The organism is Roseibium sp. M-1, assembly GCF_054515675.1.
In genome coordinates this window covers 97,496-118,546 of sequence record NZ_JBTNQU010000002.1, presented here as the reverse complement: position 1 = coordinate 118,546, position 21,051 = coordinate 97,496, and the positions used below count along the sequence as shown (strand labels likewise).

16 protein-coding genes are annotated in these 21,051 nt (G+C 58.1%); 9 read left to right on the top strand and 7 right to left on the bottom strand.

The window, feature by feature from the left end; translation table 11 throughout:
• Window positions 1-4: 4 nt before the first annotated feature.
• The 4 genes from ACX3M4_RS30380 to ACX3M4_RS30365 all read right to left on the bottom strand — a co-directional run bounded on the left by ACX3M4_RS30380 (window position 5) and on the right by ACX3M4_RS30365 (window position 4,551).
• Entirely contained in the window at window positions 5-1,636 is a 1,632-nt protein-coding gene (locus tag ACX3M4_RS30380; protein ID WP_459359721.1) for an alkaline phosphatase family protein, read from the bottom strand.
• A 68-nt stretch (window positions 1,637-1,704) separates the two neighbouring features.
• The gene (gene dctP, locus ACX3M4_RS30375; protein WP_459359720.1) at window positions 1,705-2,733 is read right to left on the bottom strand and encodes a TRAP transporter substrate-binding protein DctP; all 1,029 of its coding nucleotides are present in this window, start codon (window positions 2,731-2,733) and stop codon (window positions 1,705-1,707) included.
• Between the two features lie 49 nt (window positions 2,734-2,782).
• A complete protein-coding gene (locus ACX3M4_RS30370) occupies window positions 2,783-4,078 on the bottom strand; it encodes a TRAP transporter large permease (RefSeq protein WP_459359719.1) in 1,296 nt (431 codons plus the stop codon).
• Window positions 4,075-4,551 (bottom strand): TRAP transporter small permease, encoded by a 477-nt coding sequence (locus ACX3M4_RS30365; RefSeq protein WP_459359718.1) that lies wholly within the window; start codon window positions 4,549-4,551, stop codon window positions 4,075-4,077. Before ACX3M4_RS30365 ends, ACX3M4_RS30370 begins: the two co-directional genes overlap by 4 nt.
• A gap of 83 nt (window positions 4,552-4,634) precedes the next feature.
• Here ACX3M4_RS30365 and ACX3M4_RS30360 point away from each other — a divergent pair, with 83 nt between their 5' ends.
• Window positions 4,635-5,564: a LysR family transcriptional regulator gene (locus ACX3M4_RS30360; protein WP_459359717.1), complete on the top strand. Its 930-nt coding sequence runs from the start codon at window positions 4,635-4,637 to the stop codon at window positions 5,562-5,564.
• Between the two features lie 610 nt (window positions 5,565-6,174).
• Here the strand turns inward: ACX3M4_RS30360 and ACX3M4_RS30355 are convergent.
• From ACX3M4_RS30355 to ACX3M4_RS30345, 3 genes are all read right to left on the bottom strand, one after another.
• On the bottom strand, window positions 6,175-7,218 hold the full coding sequence (locus tag ACX3M4_RS30355; protein ID WP_459359716.1) for a zinc-binding dehydrogenase: 1,044 nt from the start codon (window positions 7,216-7,218) through the stop codon (window positions 6,175-6,177).
• Window positions 7,219-7,238: 20 nt separating this feature from the next.
• Window positions 7,239-8,246: a cyclase family protein gene (locus ACX3M4_RS30350; RefSeq protein ID WP_459359728.1), complete on the bottom strand. Its 1,008-nt coding sequence runs from the start codon at window positions 8,244-8,246 to the stop codon at window positions 7,239-7,241.
• A gap of 73 nt (window positions 8,247-8,319) precedes the next feature.
• A complete protein-coding gene (locus ACX3M4_RS30345) occupies window positions 8,320-9,129 on the bottom strand; it encodes an IclR family transcriptional regulator (protein ID WP_459359715.1) in 810 nt (269 codons plus the stop codon).
• Window positions 9,130-9,272: 143 nt separating this feature from the next.
• Here ACX3M4_RS30345 and ACX3M4_RS30340 point away from each other — a divergent pair, with 143 nt between their 5' ends.
• From ACX3M4_RS30340 to ACX3M4_RS30305, 8 genes are all read left to right on the top strand, one after another.
• Entirely contained in the window at window positions 9,273-10,127 is an 855-nt protein-coding gene (locus ACX3M4_RS30340; RefSeq protein ID WP_459359714.1) for a hypothetical protein, read from the top strand.
• Entirely contained in the window at window positions 10,127-11,887 is a 1,761-nt protein-coding gene (locus ACX3M4_RS30335; protein WP_459359713.1) for a thiamine pyrophosphate-binding protein, read from the top strand. The genes ACX3M4_RS30340 and ACX3M4_RS30335 overlap by 1 nt, the downstream gene beginning before the upstream one ends.
• A gap of 39 nt (window positions 11,888-11,926) precedes the next feature.
• Window positions 11,927-12,943 carry a TRAP transporter substrate-binding protein gene (locus tag ACX3M4_RS30330; RefSeq protein WP_459359712.1) on the top strand — a complete coding sequence of 339 codons (1,017 nt, stop codon included), beginning with the start codon at window positions 11,927-11,929 and terminating at the stop codon, window positions 12,941-12,943.
• 27 nt (window positions 12,944-12,970) lie between these two features.
• On the top strand, window positions 12,971-13,438 hold the full coding sequence (locus tag ACX3M4_RS30325) for a TRAP transporter small permease (protein ID WP_459359711.1): 468 nt from the start codon (window positions 12,971-12,973) through the stop codon (window positions 13,436-13,438).
• 6 nt (window positions 13,439-13,444) lie between these two features.
• Entirely contained in the window at window positions 13,445-14,719 is a 1,275-nt protein-coding gene (locus tag ACX3M4_RS30320; protein ID WP_459359710.1) for a TRAP transporter large permease, read from the top strand.
• A complete protein-coding gene (locus ACX3M4_RS30315; RefSeq protein WP_459359709.1) occupies window positions 14,719-16,152 on the top strand; it encodes an NAD-dependent succinate-semialdehyde dehydrogenase in 1,434 nt (477 codons plus the stop codon). Before ACX3M4_RS30320 ends, ACX3M4_RS30315 begins: the two co-directional genes overlap by 1 nt.
• A gap of 511 nt (window positions 16,153-16,663) precedes the next feature.
• A complete protein-coding gene (locus ACX3M4_RS30310) occupies window positions 16,664-17,449 on the top strand; it encodes a helix-turn-helix domain-containing protein (protein WP_459359708.1) in 786 nt (261 codons plus the stop codon).
• A gap of 918 nt (window positions 17,450-18,367) precedes the next feature.
• Window positions 18,368-21,028, top strand: coding sequence for a PAS domain-containing sensor histidine kinase (locus tag ACX3M4_RS30305; protein ID WP_459359707.1), 2,661 nt, complete (start codon window positions 18,368-18,370; stop codon window positions 21,026-21,028).
• The last annotated feature ends 23 nt before the right edge of the window (window positions 21,029-21,051 follow it).

The following is a 21,051-nucleotide window of genomic DNA, read 5'->3' as shown; positions in this document are numbered from 1 at the left end:
CATCTCAATTGCTTTCGCGGAACGGCTTGCCAAACCGTTTCTCGTAGTCGGCCTCGTCCCAAATGCCGATGACAATTCCCGGGGGGTCTTGATCGAGCATCTTGTCGATCGTTTCCGGTTTCATGGTGATCCGGTTGTGATGCCGGCGTGCCCAGGCGAAAATCGCCTGGCTCATTCTGTCCCGAACGGAAGCAAGCTCGGGGCTATAGACCTTGCCAAGATCGGTTAACTCTTCAGGGTCGTTTTCAAGATCGAACAGCATCGGGCGGAACCCCTCACAATACGTGTACTTCCACCTGGCATCACGAACCATGATTAGACGCGCGTCTTCCTGCTTGACGTCCAGAATCTTCCTCGCTTCGCGGGTGGCATAGTCGTATTCCGAGAACAGGAACTCGCGCCAGTTTTCAGGAGTGATGGTGCCGTGCAGGATCGGGTCCAGGTTTCGGCCTTCCAGGATATGCGGCTTGGGCTCGCCACCGAAGTAGTTGAGGAAGGTGGGCGCAAGGTCGATGGCTTCGACAAGTTCCTGGGAAACGGTACCGCGGGTCATATCGGCCTCGGGACGCGGATCGTAAAGGATGAGCGGAACCTTGACCGATTGTTCGTGGAATAGGTCTTTCTCCCCCATCCAGTGGTCGCCCAGATAGTCGCCATGGTCCGAGGTGAACGCGATCATGGTGGTGTCCATCAGGCCGCGCTGCTCAAGGAAGTCGAGAAGCAGACCCATTTGATCGTCGATTTGTTTGATCAGGCCCATGTAGGCCGGGATCACCCGCTCTCGCACGCCGTCCTTGGAAAAGGCGCGGCTGATGCTGCTTTGGATATAGGCCCCGAACACCGGATGGTCGGTTAGTTTTTCGGCCTCCGAGCGGACCACAGGCAAAACATGCTCGGGTCCGTACATGTCATGGTAAGGGGCCGGGACGATATAGGGCCAATGCGGCTTGATGAAGGAGAGATGGCAGAGCCAGGGCGCATCGCCCGCCTCTTCGATGAAGTCCATCGCCCGGCGCATCATATAGGGTGTTTCCGACAATTCCTCGGGGATGTCGGCTGGGATGTTGGCGTATTTCAACAGCCACCCCGAGAGCCGGTTGCCGTCCTCGTCGAGGCCGGAGTTGGCGTAGGTATCCCAAGGGTTTTCATCCTCTAGCCCCTGGGCCCGCAGATAGTCGTTGTAGCGCGGGTCCGGGTCGTAGGGTCCCGGCGGGTGCAGCCCGTCATCGCGTTCGAAGGGCTCGAAGCCGCATTCCGATAGGCGAACGCCGATCTCGGTATCGGGGTCGATGCCCAGCCAGTTCATGCCTTCGGTGTCGGGCTTCATGTGGGTTTTGCCAACGATGACCGGCCTAACGCCGATCTCTCGCAGATGATCACCCAGGGTTGGCTCGCCGACACGCAGGGGAAATCCGTTCCAGGTAGCGCCGTGGCTGTGGCAATAGCGGCCGGTGTAGCTGCTCATGCGGCTTGGGCCGCAGAAGGGGGATTGCACATAGGCGTTGTCGAAGCGGACTCCCCGCGCGGCCAGCCGGTCGAGGTTGGGCGTTGCAAGATGGGGGTGGCCGTAGCAGGACAGGTAATCCCATCTCAACTGATCCGCCATGATCCAAAGCACGTTTTTGGGTTTGGCCATCGGAAGGGGCCTCCTTTGGAAGTAAATGCGAGTCCGACCAACGGGCAGGCCAGACCCTGGCAGCGCCATCAGTTGCCCGAAAGCTCATCCACCTGCGCCTTGTAGAAGGTAAGCGCGGCGGCGGCATCGAAGCCGGCCTCGGTGGCTTCGGCGATCCAACCGTCGATATAGGGCTGCGCGGCCTCGGCAAGTTCGGCCTCGAAGCCCGGTTCGGCCTGGACCACCGAGAGCGCGCCCTCATCCTGCTCGGCCAGGGCGACCATCTCCTGCTTGGTGTAAAGTTCGCCGGCCATGCGGGCAAAATTCTCGCCCGACAGTTCCAGAATCAGGGCCTTGTCGGTGGGATCTATCTCGGTCCATTTGTCCTGGTTGACGAAAAAACTGAAGGCCGGAGTAAAGATCGACCGGCTGGTGCGGGTGACCGACTTTGCATACGGCAGCACGTTGAAGGATTTGGCCCCAATGGCCGGAATGCCGACATAGCCGTCGACGACGCCGCGTTGGATGATCTCGGTCATCTGCACGGCGGGGCCGGAGACCACCGAGCCGCCGTTGTCCTTGAGCAAGCTGGCGGTGACACCGGGCAGGGCCCACATCTTGCGGCCCGTGGCATCTGCCAGGCTTTGAATGGGCGTATCGGTCATCGAGTAGAAGTCGGAGGCGGGCGCAGTGAAAAGGCCCAGCAGCTCGACACCGGCATATTCCTTGTCGGCGGCGAAGAACTGCTCATGAGTGCGCCAGAGCGCCACCGAACTGGCCTCGGCATTCGAGGTGCCGGTGAAGGGCATCATGGCGACGAGCGTGCCCTTGACCTCATTGGCGATGAAGCCGTTGAACTGCACTGCGCCATCGAAGACGCCGTTGCGGACCGAGACCAGCTGTTCCGGCGGCGGGGCCAGGCTTTTGGCCGGGATCAAAATGCGCACTCGCCGTTCGGTGGCCTCCTCGACGGCAGCCTTCCAGGTGGGGAGCACCTCGGCGCAGATCACGTGCTGGGGCGGCAGGAAGCAATTAACCAAGAGCCGGGATTCGGCCGAGGCCGCCGTGGTGAGCGCAACTACGAGCGCCGCGGCGCCAAGGGTTGTGACTGGGTTCATTTTGTTTCCTCTTCTGATGGGTGTTTGGGGCTGTCTGGTGGCACCGCCCCTATCCCGCGCGGGAGGGGAGCAGCGTTGCGATTTCGGGCAGCAGGAGCACCAGGGTCAGCACCAGAAGCATGGCCAGCGCGAAGGGCATGACGCCTTTGAAGATGCGTGAGAGCGCGACCTCGGGGACCAGAGTTTTGACGACGAAGACATTCATGCCGATAGGTGGAGTGATCAGCCCAAGCTCGATGACCAGCACCACCACGATACCGAACCAGATCATATCGACATTGGCGTCGAGCAGCGCCGGCAAAAACACCGGGACCAGCAGCAGCAGGATACCGATGGCCTCGAAGACCATGCCCATGATCAGGGCGATCAGAGTGATGCAGAGGACGAGGCCGAAGGGCGAAACGTTGAGGTCGAAGACCAGATCGACCATGTCGTATGGCATGCCGGTGAGGTTGATGAACTGGGCAAAGACCAGGGCGCCGAAGAACACCATGAACAGCGAGGCCGAGGTGACGGCGGTTTCGACCAGGGCGCCGCGCCATTCGCGCAAGCTACGCAGGTAGCCGCGCGAGAGCGCGATCACCGCCGCCCCGACCGAGCCGATGCCGGCGGCCTCGGTCGGGGTGAACACCCGCCCGTAGATGCCACCCAGCACCAGCGCGAAGAGTCCCAGGATCGGCAGGACGCTGCGTAGCGCGTGTCGGCGCTCTGCCTGTGGGATCGCGCCGCCGCTGGGGGTGGAAGCGGGTGAGATCATTGCCCAGAAGGCGACGACGACGAGGAAGGTCAGTACCAGTAGCAGGCCCGGCACGATTCCGGCCATAAACAGCAGCCCGATATCCTGCTCGGCGACGATGCCGTAGATCACCAACGGGACCGAGGGCGGGATCATGATGCCCAGGGTGCCCCCGGCGGCGATGCTGCCGGTGGCCAGCGAGGCGCTGTAGTTGAACCGCTTCATCGATGGCATAGCCACCTTGGTCATGGTAGCCGCCGTGGCCAGGGACGAGCCGCAGACCGCAGAGAAGCCGGCGCAGGCCAGGATGGTCGAATGCGCCGGGCCTCCCCGGAACCGGCCCAACCCGCAATACGCGGCGTTGTAGAGATCGGTCGAGACATCGGAGCGGTGAATGAACACGCCCATCAGAATGAAGAGCGGGATGACCGAGAGGTTGTAGTTCATTGCGTCTTCAAGAACTTGCTGGCCCACGAGCGTTGTTGCCGCCAGCCAGCCGCGTTCAATCAGAAAGCCGCCAAAGCCCACCAGCAGGGTGGCAAAGCCCACACGGACCCCGGCAAAGCAGAGCGCCAGGACGACGGCAAAGGCGATGAGCGAGACGATCATGAGGCATGTCTCCAAGGCGCAACGAGTTGAAGCGCTGCCGCCAGCAGACACAGGCCGGCGCACAGCAAGGTGATGGTATACATCGGCCATTCCAGGACGATGGTGGCCTTGCCGCTCTGCCAGGCCTCGATGCCGGTTTTCCCAAGCTCGAAGCCCATCAGGAAAAGGCCGGCGGCGGAAACCAGCCCAACGATGATTGGCTGTGTCCGTGGAAACCAGGCCCTGAGGCGGGGCGACAACAGCTCGACCGCGATATGCGCATCGCGCTGGCTGACCAGGCCTAGGCCACTGAACACGGTGGCGGCGAGCAGAAACTGGATCATCTCGGCGGCGCCAAAGATCGGGGCGTTGAAGAGGTATCGGCCCAGGACGTCGAAGAAGGTAAGTATCATCATCGCCAGCAGCGCGGCGGTGGTTGCATACTCCAATAGATCGGCAATCCACCCGTCAGCCGGCTCAGCCTGTTCGGACATTATTTCCTCCATCGAGGTTGCAATCTACAGCTCTGGAACATATAAACAAATGATCAATGAATATGCGAACATAACCAAAAGATATGCAACTGGACCCGCGACACCTTGTGCACCTGGCCGCGATCATCGACGAGGGCAGCTTTTCGGTGGCCGCCGAGCGCCTGGGGATGACCCAGCCAGCGCTTTCGAAGATGGTTGCTGATCTAGAGGCCCGGCTCGGCACGCCGCTCTTAGCGCAGCGGCGTCGGCCGGTGCTGCCCACGCCGTTGGGCCAAACCCTTGCGGCGCAGGGCCATGCCATCCGCGCCGCCATCGACTCGGCGGAATTTGCCATCACCGGCGATCGGCAGGGCAGCCAGGGGCTGCTGAAGATCGGGGCGCCGCCGTTCTTTTGCGAGCGGGTGCTGCCCGACCTGATCATCGCCTTCTGGGAGCGGTCCCCCTACATCAGGTTTGAGCTGACGACCGCCTATCAGACCGAGCTACTGGAGTTGATCGAAGGGCGGTCGATTGACTTTGCGCTTGCACCGATCGGAATGGAACAGGCCGGACGGTCGTTTAAGAATGAAACTTTATTGCTAGCTGAACATGTCGTGGTCGCGCGCAAAAGCCATGCCATTCTCAATCAATCCAATGTCGGGGCAGAGGCGCTTTCGCAATTGGTCTGGGTGAGCCAGATGCCCAATAGCATGCTCTATGAAATCGCTACCGAGTCGCTACAGCGACTTGGAGTCACCAAGTTGAATACGCTGCTGAAAAGCGATTCGGCTAGCACGCTTATGAAGATGCTGCGTAGTGTGGATTGCGTCACGGTGCTGCCCACCTTTGCGATCCTTGAAGGGGTGCAGAATGGTTGGCTTGGTGTAGTTCAGACTGAGGCCCTGCCGCAGGTGGCCTTTGGTGCGGTCTATCACGATGCCATTCCGCTTGCGCCCGTGGCCAAGAATTTCATCCAATATGTGAAGACTCAACTCCTGCATTTGAATCAGACCGTATATCCGAGCACACCGTAGCGGTGGCGCTTTGGTCGGGTCTGGCAACTGGCCCTCTCCACGATGGGCGTAAGCGCTACAGGGGTCGGCATCCTGTGTGCAACGCTCTTGCCGAACCTTGAGGACGAAATGGCTCGGGGCGTCTTCGTAATATTCGAAGGAGTCGGATTGATAGGCCAAACCGCGAAGGGTGACGGAATCGATTGCAGGTTCAAATTGGCTGCAATGTTGCTGATCCGCGAATCGACGAAGGGCCCAGCCTTCAATAGAGTTTGGGGGTAGGGGTGGCGCGGCGCGAACTCTTGGTGTCGGGAGCTGAGTTTGACAGCCGGTTCACGTGTTCAACTTCATCGCCTTTTACGTTCATCGGGGTGGTGTGATCATCGATGAAGTAGGCAGGAAGTTCAGTTGGTGCAAGCGGCGCCTCAGGGAGAGCATGGGCGCATATCGCGAATTAGTCGTGGGAATAGCGAATTTATTCGTAGCGGGAAATATGGTGGGCAGGTAGTCAAGTGTCCACATTCGGCTTGCAAGGCTCATCAAAATCATGACATTGAGCAACTGACTGGAGAGCCGACGTTGTTGCGGATCTAGGTGGAAGCAAGTCATAGTTTGTACTGCTTGGCTCAATTTATGGCTGTAGAAGAACTTTTCCGGCTTGGGCAGCGTTCGCGCATTTAATTGCAGCGACATAGTCTTCCAGTGCGAAAGTGTCGGTGATGACTGCATCCACATTTAGGTTGGAGAGAAGCGCACGTTCCGTATCGATCCAAGTTTGGTCGAGCAGTCGTCCATACACGCCGCGCACAGTCACTTCGCGCAAAACGATCTGTCCCGTGATGTCGATGGGAACATCCTGTGGCGGCAGGCCCGCCATCACTAAAGAACCACCTCGGTTGGTGGCTTTCAGTCCGGTCGAAATAGCTGGTATAGCGCCGGACGTTTCGACGCACACATCCGCTCCCCGGCCACCTGTAACGTTTCGCACTGCCGCGACGACATCCGTTGCATTCGGGTCGATCGCAATGTCTGCACCCATTTGCAGAGCGAAATCCCGACGTGCCGGCGCCGGATCTACGGCGATGATGCGCTGTGCCCCAAATCCACGTGCGGCCGCGACCGCCATCAACCCAATCGGGCCGCAGCCGGAAATAAGCATATCCTTTCCTTCGCTGCCAACCTCGCGCACGCATCGCACTGATATGCCCAAGGGTTCGAGGATCGCACCGATTTGATCTGAAACTTGGGTCGGGACCTTTCGCAGAAGCGAGACTGGAACAACCGAATAGTCGGCGAACGCACCCCGGTCGAGGCGACTGAAAGTCGTGAGGTTCTCGCATGTGTGTCCGCGTCCCCGTCGACACTGGTCGCAATGGCCGCAGGCGAGATGGGTTTCGCCGGTGACCCGGTCGCCGATCCGGAACGGGCCCCCGTCGTGAATATCAACGATCTCGCCACAGAACTCGTGCCCCAGCGCAAAGGGGGGCTTATAGGAGCGAGCGGCCCACTCATTCCAGCCAATGATATGCAGATCAGTGCCGCAAATACCTGCATACCTGATCTTGACGAGCGCCTCACCGGATCGAAGCGCGGGGAGATCGCGCATCACCAGATCGATTGCGTCAGCGTGAGGCTGTGCCATGATCACAACGCGCGTGCGGCCGTCATAGGACATATCAAACGTGCTCCTTTGTTTCAAACAGTGGCGACGGGAGTACAGGGCGAGCCCATGGCGCCCGGCAGTCGTAGCGGCGGCGCGGTGAGCAAAAAGGTGTAACGCCCGTTTGCCCGTAGCCAATTGGTCAATTCTGTGAGGTGCCAGAGTTCGCCTAACGGAATGCCGCGTTTGAATAGGCAATGATGATGCAGTGGCACGAAGGCGGGCAGGTCCGGCCCCGGCGCGAGCCCGACCCGCTCGACCGCATAATTGTCCGCCGCCATGGCCGAGATGCCGGTTTTGGTGACCCAGTCGCGCAGAGCCGGATCACGGCCATCGAGGGCGGCGCAGATATTGTGCAACTTTTCGGCATCCGGCCTTTTGTTCATTTTCAGCACTTCGTCGGCAAAGCCGGTATGCAGGCATAAAATGTCGCCGCGCCTGATATCCAGCCGTTCGGTATCGATGATCCGTTCGATATCGGAGAAAACGAGATCGCGCTTTTCGCGCCCGAAATGTTTCTCGATATCGATGAGTACGCCGCGGCCCTGAATGGGCGTCGCGGCGAAAGCGTCGACGCCGAGGGGAGCCTGTGTGTAAGGGTTCCGCTGTTCGGGCGGCAGGATATCTCGCCCGGCGGCATAGCCATTGTAGTAGCAGAGTGCCGGCTCGCCGGTTCCGAACAGATCGAAATGGTATCCGATATGGGCAAAGCTGTCCCATTGCGTCGAATATTGCGTGCTCAGCGTAACCTGGTCATCGCACCCTCCATCGCAACACCCGGACACTTCGCCGGAAAAGGCATAGTTGAAATAGGGCCTACCATGCCGCGTGGTGGAGTGCAGAACCGGGGGCAGGCGGTGTGGCGCCAGAGCGTTGCCGCCCGGATAGTCAAGCGGCAGGCTGAGGCCGAAGCGGATGCCGTGGGTTACGGTCTGCACCGCATCCAGAATCTCGGCTTCGGTGATGTGATTGAGGCTGCCGAGTTGATCGTTCTCGCCGAATTCGCCCCAGTTCGATCCCTCGGGGCGGCATGTCCATCTTATTGTCAATTCCGTGCTCCTCGGCCCGTGATGCCGTTCGAACCGCCGGTGATGAGTGTTGTGCCTTTCATTTCAATCATCCCTTGCGCACGGAATAGCGCTTTGCGAGCGGCGATCCGAGGATATCCGCCGCACCGGCCTCGACATCAACCGCCGCCGCTTTGAGGTCCTCGACGACCGCGTGCAACCGTTCGCCTGAAAGTCGGGTGGTGATGGCGGCGACGCTGATGGCGGCGACTGCGCGTCGGTCGTGATCGAGAATCGGTACCGCGACGCCTGACATCCCCGGGATGAGAAAACCCTCGTTGAGGGCGAAGCCCTTTTCCCGAGCTTCCCCGACGAGCCGCTCAACAAGATCCGTCCCGATGCCCATAGCATTGCGCCGTTCGACATCGCTCGACAGCACCTCGTTGACGAATGCGTCCGACTGGAAGGCGAGCAGGGCGAGGCTGCCGGCGCCGACGCCGAGCGGGCGCCTGTCGCCCAGGGCGAGGGTGAGGGTTCGGATCGGGTAGCTGCCCTCGCGCCGGTCGACACAGACTGCGTCGTTTCCGGATTGGAGGCTGAGATAGACGGTGTCCTCGGTTTGCCTGCAAAGTCGGTCGAGTGCGCTGTCCGCATAGGACGCAAGCCCGTAGCGTTCGATCGCTGTCGCCGTCCAGGAGATCATTTTCAGGCCCACGAAATAGCGGTTGCTTGCTTTGTCGATGTCGACAAAACCGTAAGCGACCAAGCCCGCCAGAAGGCGATGGATCGTGGCGGTGCCGAGTCCGGTCTTTTCCACCACATCGGTAAGGCGAAGCCCTTGTTCCCGCGCGCCCGCCAATGTGTCGATAACGAGTGCAGCCCGCGCCACGTTCTGATGGTCACCTTTTTCCGCAGCCACTTTGTCCGATTCCTCCAGACCCATGCCCGGCTGGATTTTCCAACGCGGGACGGTAGTTGACAATTCTCCACTAGCATGCAATTTTCCTTTTATCAAATAGTTTTTTTCGATAAGCGGAAAATAGAATGATACTGAAGGGGTCCGTGACCGAACTGACGGAAGAGAGCCTTGGGGCCCACGTGATCGTGGGATCGCATGGCGGCGCGCCGTCGGGCCTGCGCGCGCTGAAATGCGGCGTTGCCTCGTTAATCTGTCACGATGCGGGCATTGGCCTCGACGAGGCCGGTGTCGCCGCGCTCGGCGTTCTAGAAGCCCATGGTATTCCCACCGCTGCCGTGGGCCATGACACGGCCCGGATCGGCGACCCGGCCGATATGCTGGTGCGCGGCATTCTCTCCCGCGTCAACGCGCCCGCTGCGGAGTTTGGCCTTTGCGCTGGAATGCCGGTCCGCGACGCCGCGGTTTTGCTCGAAGCCGCGGTCGGTGCGCACGCCGGTGAAAAGGCGGTTCTCCTCGATGGCGAAGAGTTCCGGCGACTTAATATCGAAGCCGAGGTGGATCAGGGTGGGGCGCCTGCCCTGATCACCATTGTCGATTCCGCCTCCTCAGTTAACGCGGAGGACGACGGCGCGATCGTTGTCACCGGGTCCCATGGCGGCCTGCCGGGCAACCTTTCGGAAAAAGCCCTCAAGGCGCGGCCTTTGCTCGTCGCCTTCAACGATGCCGGCATTGGAATAGAGGAGGCAGGCGTTCGGCGCCTACCCGTTCTCGCGGAAGCAGGCGTCGCGGCGATATGCGTCGACGCCGGGAGCGCGCGGATTGGTGACGGCCTTTCCACCTACCAGACCGGCATCCTGTCTGCGGTCAACGCGCCTGCCGAAGGGCTTGGTGCGCACGCCGGGATGCCGCTCAGGGAATTTATTTCTCATGTGATCGCCGAGGCGCGCCGGACGGCGCGCCTCGGCGCCCCGGAAACTATCAGCAAAGGAAACGTTTGATGCTGTCGAGCAATGTTGCCCCCGATGCCCGGAATACCCACTTCATCACCCTTACGGGTGGCGAGGCAATCGTCGAAATATTGGAGCGCGCGGACGTTGGTCCGATGTTCGGGATGGGCGGCTTTCAGTTGCTGCCGTTTTACGACGCAGTGCGGCGCAAGAGACTGAGCCATTTTCTGATCAATGACGAGCGCGTGGGGGCGTTCGCTGCCGATTCTTATGCGCGCATGACCAACAAGCCTGGGGTGTGCGACGCCACGCTTGGGCCGGGCGCTACCAATCTGGTGACTGCGTTGGTCGAGAGCTACAACGCCGGGATCGCCCAGGTGGTCTTTGTGGGCGACACCCATCGCGATCATTCCTGGAAGAACATGACCCAGGAAGCGCGGCAACTGGACATTCTGCGTCCCGCGGTCAAGGACGTCATCAGGATCGAGCGGTCCTCCCGTGTGCCCGAGCTGGTGCGTCGCGCCTTTGCGGTCGCCACCTCGGGCCGACCGGGCCCTGTGGTGGTCGACGTGCCCGAAGACGTGGCGCACGAGCAGTTCGACTATCCGCTTGACGACCTGTGGATCGATCCGACCACGACGAGCTTTCCCTCCTACAGGTCGCGGCCGGACGCCCGGGAGATCGAAAAGGCGGCAGCGCTGATTGGCAAGGCCGAGCGGCCCCTGCTTCTGGTGGGCGGCGGCATACACATCTCGCAGGCTTATGAAGCTTTGCAGACCCTGGCCGAAAGCCAGGCCATTCCGGTGGCGCACACGCTCTCGGGCAAGGGAGCGATCGCCTGCACGCATCAATTGTCCGCCGGGCTGTTCGGCCGGTATTCGCGTATTGCCAACGATCTGATCGAGACCAGCGACTGCATTATTGTCGTGGGCTGTAAGCTTGGAGAGATCGCCACCAAGCGCTTCCAGCTCTTTAATGGCGGAGCGCCGATCATTCACCTTGAATCCTTGCCCGAAGAGATCGGGCGCACCACCAAAACCGAAGTCGCGCTGGTCGGCGATGCCAGGCTGGGTCTCGAGGATTTGGCGCACGCTTTGCGGAGCGAAAGCTCCAAGGCCATGGCGGCTCGCGCCGACTATGTCACCGAAGTGCCCCGGCGCATGACCAAGTGGCGCGATGGCGCCAAGGACCGACTCGAAGCCACCGAGACCCCGATCAATATGGGCCGCATGCTCAACGAGTTAAACAAAGAGATGCCCGAGGAATCCGTTCTTGTGGTCGATGGTGGCTTTGCGGCCCACTGGGGGGGGCTGCTCTATGACACCAAAAAGGCAGGCAGGCGTTTTGTCGCCGACCGGGGCTTTGCCTCGATCGGCTATGGACTCCCCGGCGCCATGGGCGTCCAATTGGCGGTACCTGATCAGCCAGTGATCGGCATTACAGGCGATGGCGGGTTCAACATGGTGCTGGGCGAACTGGAAACCGCTCGTCGCGCCAAGACCCCGTTTACACTGATGATCGTGAACAACGCGGCCTCGGGCTACATCAAGGCCCTGCAGCACGCCATGTACGGCGAGTATCAGTCGTCCGACCTCATCGAGATGAATTACGCCGAGATCGCCAAGGATTTCGGTTGCCAGGGTATTCGCGTTGAAGACCCCGAAGAAATCGCGCCAGCGATCCGCGCCGCCAACGAAGAGCGCAACGTGCCCTCGATCATAGACGTCGTGGTCACTCGTGACCCCGCGAAAATGCTGCCCGGTGTCGATAACCGGACGCTCAAAGTCACCAAAGGCGACCGGCCCGTATAGGGCAGTTTGCCGCATAGTTCGCAACCTAGGGAGGAAACCATGCGAAAATACTTCACATCTCTGATGCTGGCCGGCGGGATCTCCATTGCCGGCTTATCCTGGGCGCTAGCAGCAGATCAGATCGAAATACCTATCGCGACCTGGGGAAGTCCTAACCACATCAATGTTTCGACCTTTGTGGGCAAGCTTACGGAGGTACTCAAGGCAGAAACCGGTGGCCGGGTCACGGTTAAGCACTTTCCTTCCGGGCAACTGGCCGAAGATGCCGACATGCCTCTCGCGATTCCCGCGGGCGCCGTAAAACTCGGCTGGGTAACCCTCAATGGATGGTCGGGCGTCTTCCCAGACGTCAAGATCGCCGATGCACCGACAGGTCTGACCATGAAGCAACTCGAAGCGTCGACCGACGCCGAAAATGGCATCAAGGCCGTTCTCGACGCGCAGTTTCGCGAAAAGGGTTCGACCCTGCTTGCCATTACTCCTCTTGGTCCCACCGTCTTTGTCACCAACGAGCCGGCGACCAAACCAAACGACTTCGCGGGCAAGAAAATCCGCGTCTATTCCGAAGGCACTGCCGCACTGGCTCAGGCCATCAGGGCGGCGCCGGTGCAACTGCCCTTTGCCGACGTTTATACCGGCTTGCAGCGCGGTGCCATTGATGGGGCCATCACCGGCTTCCAGGGCGTCGGCTCGCAGAAGATGTATGAGGTCGCCAAATACGTCCTCGTTCCGGCCTCCTTCACCGGCGCCGGCGGTTATCAGGGCTGGGTTGCTAATCTCGAGTGGTGGGAAGGCCTACCCGGTGAAGATCGCGAGATCATCGCCAAGGCGATTCGCGAAGCCGAGATTTATTCACGCGAGAAGATCATCGAGGATCGCGAGAACCTTGCCGCGCAGTATGAAGCTGAAGGCATGACAGTCGTTGAGCTGACCCCGGATATGCCGGAATATCAGGCATGGGTCGAGGCGACCAAGCCGCTCATGGACGAAGCCGAGAAAAGCCTCAGCCCTGATATCCTAGCTCCGGTCAAGGCCGAAGCCGACAAGGCCAATTAAGCGTGATAACCCTGGGGGATGCTGACCATGATCAAAGGAATTATAGACGCCATTCTGGTCTTCGGCGCGACCCTCGGGGCACTTTGCATCTGGGTGATCGGTGCAATCGTTACCTATGACGTTATTCTGCGCTTTTTGGGCATGCCGACGCTCTGGGCGCTCGAAATCAGCACCTATCTGATGATTGGCGCGGCAACGCTTGGTAGCGGATTGGCGGTCATCCGGGGCGATCACTTCGCCGTCGATATTCTGCCCATGGCCATACCCGCTGCACCGCGGAAATGGTTGCATCTGGCAACCACGCTGGTGTGCCTCGGACTGATTGTTTTCGTTGCGTATGGGTTCTGGCAGCTTATCGCGTTGTCACTAAAGCTCGACATGAAGTCCGCCACCATCATGCGCATCCCGATGGTCTATCCACAAACCATCGTGTTCCTCGGGTTCGCCCTGATGGCGGTAGCCTTTCTCTACAAAACGCTTTTTGAAAAGGAATGATTTCAAATGCTGGCTATCGGCATCCTAGTGCTGTTTCTGGCACTGGTCCTTTTCGGGCTTCCGGTGTTCGCCGCCATGGGAGTTTCTGGCCTCCTCGGGATGGTGCTGATCGGCGAGAGCGCCAATCTCGCGCAAACGGCCGCGCTTACCATATCGAGAGCCTTTACTGGTTTCGTGCTTGTCGCCGTGCCGCTCTACATCCTGGTCGGAACGCTGATGGAACAAGCCGGTTTCAGTGACCGCCTGTTCGATTTCGCAAAAAAATGGGTGGGGCAGCTGAGCGGCGGGCTTGGCGTGGCCACAGTCGCCGCCTGCGCCCTGTTCGCCGCCATCAGCGGATCGAGCGTCGCAACCGTCGCGACCATCGGTCTGGTTTCGTTTCCGGCCCTGACCTCCGCTGGCTATGATCGCGATTTCTCAGGCGCTCTCATTGCCTCCGGCGGTACGCTCGGCATCCTCATCCCGCCCTCGATCGCCATGATCCTGTACGGTGTGATTGCCGAGCAATCGATCAGCGCGCTGTTCATGGCCGGTATTGTGCCCGGAATCATCTTGTCGCTGATGATGGCAATCTATACCGCCTTCGTCGCCCGCAAATTCAAGGCCGCGGAACGCTTCACCCTCAAGGATAGGCTACGCGCCACCTATAAGGCGGGGTGGGTCATCATGCTGCCCGTTTTCATTCTGGCCGGTATCTATTCCGGTTTTGCCACCCCGACCGAAGCTGCTGCGCTGGCCGTCGCTTACGTGCTGACCCTCGGACTGATGACCAAGGCGCTCGACTGGACCAAGATCAAAACCGCAACCTTCAAGGCGGTCTCGACCACCGTGATGATTTTCATGCTGCTTGGGTTCGGGCGCTATCTCACCGAATTTTTCACCTTAAGTGGCCTTCCGGATGCGATTGTTCATTTGGTGACTGAATTCGGCCTCAGTAAGATGGCTGTCATCTTCGCCATGATCGTGCTCTTTCTGGTGCTCGGTACCGTGCTTGAAGCCATGTCGATGATGCTGATTGCCGTGCCGATCCTCTTCCCCATTACCCAAGCGGTCGGCATCAATCCTCTGGCCTTCGGCGTGTTCGTCGTCCTCGCCATCGAGGCCGCGCAGATCACGCCGCCCATCGGCATCAACATTTTCACTGTGGCGAGCATCGGCAAGATTGATATCCGCCGCATTGCGATCCAGATCGGACCGTTCCTTTTGATGATCGTCGCGCTGATGCTGGCGGTCGTTCTCATTGAACCCCTCGCGACGTGGCTACCAGGAACTATGAAATAATGACCATGAGTAAACTTGAGACACAATGCCTGATTGATGGTGCGTGGATCGGGGACTGCGTTGACGCTGTGACCAATCCGGCGACGGGCGATGTGATCGCAAGGGTTCCAAGGTTCGGGCGCGCGGAGACGAACGAGGCGATCGGTGCGGCGAAGGCCGCCTTTGGTCGGTGGTCCAGCTTGCTGGCCAAGGAACGCTCGGTGATCTTGCGCCGCTGGTTCGATCTGGTGACGCGCGATCAGGAGCGGCTGGCATCAATATTGACCAGCGAGCAGGGCAAGCCCTTGACGGAGGCGCGAGGCGAGATTGCCTATGCGGCGTCTTACATCGAGTTTTATGCCGAAGAGGCCAAGCGCATCAACGGCGAGACACTGCAGTCGCATATCAAGGACGGGAGGATATTGGTGATCCGCCAACCGGTTGGCGTCGTTGCAGCGATTACGCCATGGAACTTCCCTGCGGCAATGATCACAAGAAAGATCGCTCCGGCTATGGCAGTGGGGTGCACTTGCGTTGTTAAGCCAGCCGCGGAAACTCCGCTAACGGCTCTTGCCTTGGCGGAATTGGCTGTCCAGGCGGGCGTGCCGGATGGTGTGCTCAATGTTATCACCGGGAATGCCGTGGAGATTGGGCGGGCGCTCTGCGAAAACGATCATGTCAAAGCGCTGACCTTTACCGGTTCGACCGAGGTCGGGCGAATCTTGATGGAGCAATGCGCGCCGAAGATCAAAAAGCTCGGGCTGGAGCTTGGCGGCAACGCGCCGTTCATCGTCTTTGACGATGCTGATCTGGATCGGGCCGTGGAGGGGGCCATTGCCTCTAAATACCGCAACTCAGGCCAAACCTGTGTGTGCGCCAACCGGTTTTATGTTCATGACAAGGTCCATGACGCGTTTGTCAAGAAGCTCAAAGTCAAAGTGGCCGGTCTCAAGGTGGGTAATGGATTCGATCCCAAGACCCAGCAAGGGCCCCTGATCAACGAGGCGGCGGTTCAGAAGATCGAAGCGCATATCGCCGACGCTGTAACCAAGGGCGCCCGGCTGGTCGAGGGCGGCAATCCTCACAAGCTTGGAGGCTCCTTCTTCGAACCCACGATTCTGGCTGATGTGACCACAGACATGATGGTGACGAGGGAGGAGACTTTTGGCCCTCTGGCTCCGGTTTATCGCTTCAAAAACGACGAAGAAGTCGTCGGCTTTGCCAATGCGACCGAGTTTGGGCTTGCGGCCTACTTTTACTCAAGCGACCTTTCGAGGGTCTGGAAAATTGCCGAAGCACTTGAGTACGGGATGGTGGCAATCAACTCCGGAGTTCTTTCCACCGAACTTGCCCCTTTCGGCGGTATCAAACAATCCGGATTTGGACGCGAAGGTTCCCATCACGGCACCGACGAATTCACAAATCTCAAATATCTGCTCATGGCGGGAATCTGAGAAGCAAGTTATAGTGAACTAAGCTAAAACTGGAATGCGATGCAGAGCACTGTGTAGGATGGAGATGAGGTTCTTGTCGAATAACCAAATAATTTAAGTCAGTCAAATCTCGACCCAGTTGATGAAATTTATCTAATTATCTGAAAACACAGGCAATTTCAATTTTCGTCCATGATGGATTGGGCGGACATATCTACAAGCGACACAAAATCTAATACTGAGGTTGCTCAGACCTCAGCGTCTACCTGCCCAGAGCTTTAGTCGAAACCATCAAGCCTCTCCGCGCGCACACTCCCGCGCAGCGGGTTCGTACTTGGAGCCGAGAGCTGAATGGCTTCCTTTTTGAACGATGAAAGGCTACGCTCTTGGATGTCTGTTGGGAACACAGCGGAGTTGCAGCAGGTGGGCATTGGTGCAGTCACGAAGATTCGAAGGTCTTGAACACCTTTACCGTGAGGTCTATGCGCCTTCCTTGAAAGAAGTGAGGCCGGCCGGCCGCTTGGGCGCGTCCATGTTGCGGGTGGTCCAAGGTGCTGGTGATTGGTCGGGGGCCGCTACGCAGGACCTCGTCGTCGGAGTGATAACCGAACTCCAGGCGCCAGCAACAGTGGATCTGGGCGGCGGCAAGTTCTCTATGCAGGGCTTTGTTCCTAACGCCTTTACAACCATGCCGCCTGGATTCTCCAATTCGGTCTTGGTGGAAGGGCCCCATGCGGTACAAATCCTCGCTCTTCCCTATCCGAAGCTGCTGGCTTTCGCGGGTGAGGATGCCGGTCTGCCCCCGGATGGCGACTTCGGAGTGTTGCATCGCGGCTACAATATCAGTTTCGATGTCGTTAACCTTCTGAACCGTTTGTGGGTTGGTACACGAGACACCAGCGTTGGCAGCCGACTGTGGGCGGATGGATTGATCCTAGAGATTGCTGCCTCGCTCCTGCATCTGCGCGACCGACAAGAAAAGAACTTTCGTGGCGGGCTCGCTACATGGCAGGTCGCGCGGGTGCTTGAGCTTATGGACGCCAAACTGTCCGAGGATGTCGGCCTTGAGGAACTCGCGCACGCAGTTGAGCTTTCAACGTCGCATTTCAGCCGAGCCTTCAAGGTGTCGGTCGGCGTAGCACCGCACCGCTGGCTCACGCAACGGCGGATCGAGCGCGCGAAGCTTCTTCTTTCCGACAGCAGTCTGGGCTTGACCGAAATTGCGCTGAGCGTCGGTTTCGGTGGGCAGTCAGCCTTTGGGGCAGCGTTCAAACGGCTAGCTGGACTGACCCCAAGCGAATATCGCCGCCTTCTCTAGAAATTTTTTCAGCAGAATCGATGGAAAGGAAGCGCTTTGAATGGAGCGCGAATGACCTTCCTTTTGCTATGATATCGTCAGCATCGCATCGCTGAAGTTAAGGTGATGGGTATGACCGATCCCGTAACGCTTGCAGACCGAGATGTCACTTGTTTTGGTGTGCCTGGAAAAGTCGCGTATGGCGACGCGCAGCAGTTCGAAAGGGCAGCATGTCTTCATGTAGGGACAACGCAGCCGTCACAAAGACGGTGCCTTATTGTTTCTGCAAAGCTTCGAAGATGCTGGCTGCATCGTTGGAGTATCCAGTAACGAGGAGCAAATTCGCGTTACCTATGTCAACGCAAGAAATCCTCGCAAGGATTGGCGCCACTCTCCCAGTCGTGATCAAGGAAACCATCTACGCGATCAATATTGATGCCGCCTTCAAGGTTGCAGGGCTAGCCCGCAAGGCAGCGTACAGAGTGATCGCCGGTCGCCGGCATAACCGCCGGAATTATACATTTGGTCGTCCCACATCAGCTGATCGAAATTGGCATTATGGCGATGCTACCGAAGCGATCGTCGTACCCGTGACAACAGTCTCCTTTAGGCCTGCAATCCGAAAACCCAATCGGGCGCTTGGTCTTGGCAAGAGGCTTGCGCCAACTTCCTCAACAGTCCTGGATTACGAGTCGCGGGCATGGCTGCTGAGGTAGATGCCGAGAGGTTCGGTATGCTTTAGCTTGAGTTACAATATCTAAGCGATTGGTGTTGAATGCAGCAGGTCACGGTCAAATTTTGATGAAGCCGAAACTGTTTGGCGGCAATCGCTCCTTCCAAATGGTATCTAGCATAAGGTTATTTGATCTAGGTGCAGTTTGCCTTACGCTAAGAGCATGTAAAACGTAGTTTGCGATGGCTTAAGGATAGAGAAATCGTATGTCAGCGCTAATAGATTCAGCTTATGCTGCCATCGTTGATCAAGATCTGGGGGGGCAGAAATCTTCTCTGCTTCTCAACGCCATGCAGGTTGCACTGTGGGAAGTGGATATTGCCAGCATATTTGGTTTCGTAAAAAGTCTCGGGCAATCCCAGAGGGACGAGCTTCTAAGTCAATTGCACAATCGGCCTGTGCCCGTCGTCAATGCGATGCGAGGCATACGCATGGTAAATTTGAATGACTACGCACTTAAATTCTTCGGAAGCGATTGTGACCAAGTATTTCAGAAAGGCCTGGAAAGCGTCTGGCCCGAAGATGCATCCCCGGAATTTGTGGAATGCCTATTAAACGTTGCGGCTCAAAGAAATACTCAAAACACGACGTGCAATTTCCGTCACAAAGATGGAACGCATTTTGATGCGATGGTTACAGTCGCGCTCGATAGCGTCAACGAGACGCACGCGCTTATTGCCATCAGGGATGTGTCGGCCTTGCGTGAAGGGGTCGCCGAACTGGAGGAAAGCGAGAAGGTCTTTCGCCAGCTTTTCCAGTTCATGCCAGTGGCTCTCACACAGGTGGATGCCAGTGAGCTTGTTGGAAAGCTGACAGAGTTACGCCAGGCAGGCATAGAGGATATTGGCGCCTATATGGATGAGCATCCGAATTTTCTCCGTGAGGCGGTGGACAGCATTTTGATCGAAGAGGTTAACCAGTTCAGCCTCGATCTGCTCGGCGAGCGGTCGGCGGAAGATATGTGCGGTCCCGTAGGACGTTACTGGTCGCCCAGCTTGCCCACGATGCGGCGGTCCATTGAAGGTCGGTATCGAGGCGAAGTGTTTTTTCAAGAGGAAGCGAAGCTACGTCGCTCAGATGGCGAAATCATCGATGTGCTTTTTACGACGTCCCGCCATCCTGTCCATCCGAGCAAAAGCCTTTCCGGTTCCATAGACATCACGCAACGGAAGAGATCGGAGGAAGCTCTTCGTCGCAGTCAGAAACGATATCAAGACCTGTTCCAGGCGATGACGATAGCTGTTCTGGAGCTTGATCTTTCCGGAACATCCCTCCTGCTTGAAGGATGGCTCTCCTCGGGAATTACCGACTTGCAGCGACACCTTCGGAATAATCCGGAGTGTGTTCGGGACGTATTGCGAACAACTCAGCTCATCGATGTGAATGAGCAGTCAATTATCCTTTTTGGTGGCGATACAACAATGATGCTCGCTCGCACCCTTGGAGACTTTCTACCCGAACGAGAGCACGCGCGCTGTGCTGCCGGGTTGGTATCCATCCTGCAAGAGCGTGCCAGCTTCACGATGAATGCAAAATTGAAGCGGATTGATGGTTCAGAGTTTGATGCCCAGTTTACCTTGAGGCAAATGACTGATGACCACAATCGCGGCCTAGTAGCAGTAACGGACATCAGCGATCGGGTTCAAGCATATTCTGAACTGGAGAAAAGCGAGCAACGGTACCGAGATTTGTTTCACTACACACCAATTCCTGTCTTGCAGATAAGCGAGGAAATACTGGCTCGGCGGATGCTGGAGCTAAAGAAACAGGGTGTCGTGAATCTGGGAAATTACATCGATGAGCATCCCGAATTCCTGGAATTTGCCTTGGAAAGTACTGTCATCGTCCGCGCCAATGCGGCGGCCGTGAGTTTGTTGGGCGCCAGCAGTTCCGAGGAGCTGAAAGGTCCTGTGACAGCTTTCTGGCGGAACAGCCAAGAGGCTTTTATCCGGAAACTGGAGAACCGGTTTCACGGTATGGAAGTCTTCGAAGAGTTGGTCACCATTACAACATTGGACGGCAGGATTCTGGAGGGCATGTTAACCGTCGCATCCCCACCGACATTGGCGGAGGTGGGGCTTACCCTTAACTCATTTGTCGATCTGACGGAAAAAAGACAAGCGGAACGAAATCTTGTCCGATTTGAAACTGATTTTGCTCACGCTGCCAGAGTTTCCGTTATGGGAGAACTGGTAGCTTCCATTGCTCACGAAATCACGCAACCTTTGGCAGCAATCGAGATCAACGGCCAGACGGGGCTGCGTCGGCTGAACAGTCCAGCGGTAGACCTCGAGAAAGTGAAAGGGTCCATAAGTCGTGTTGTCGCAGACGCCCATCGTGCGGTCGACATCGTCTCGCGGCTGAGAGCCATGGCACAGCGCCGCGAGACCAAGCAGGAACTCCTATCTTTGGACGAAGTCATTCGGGAAGCGTTGATATTCCTTCGACATGAACTCCAGTCAAATAAGATCACCGTCGAGCACCGTCCGTCCGTAGGCGAGGCATTCGTCACTGCGGACCGAACGCAGTTGCAGCAGGTAGTTGTAAATCTTGCCCTCAATGCGGCGCAGGCGATGTCATTGTGTGCAGCCAGAGCACGAAAGATCCTGGTTTATACTATGGCAGAAGAAAAATCGGTTCGGTGCATTGTGGAGGATTCCGGACCGGGCATTCCTCAGCAGCACATAGGCAAGCTCTTTGACAGTTTTTTTACGACCAGAGAAGGTGGAATGGGGCTGGGGTTACCCGTTTGCCGCTCCATAATCGAAGCTCATCGCGGGATGATCAAGGTCGATAGCGAGAGCACTCTCGGTGGTGCACGATTTATCTTTGCACTTCCTGCCGAACATTCCATTTCCGGTGATTAGGCTTCGGTCAGTGCGGACAGATC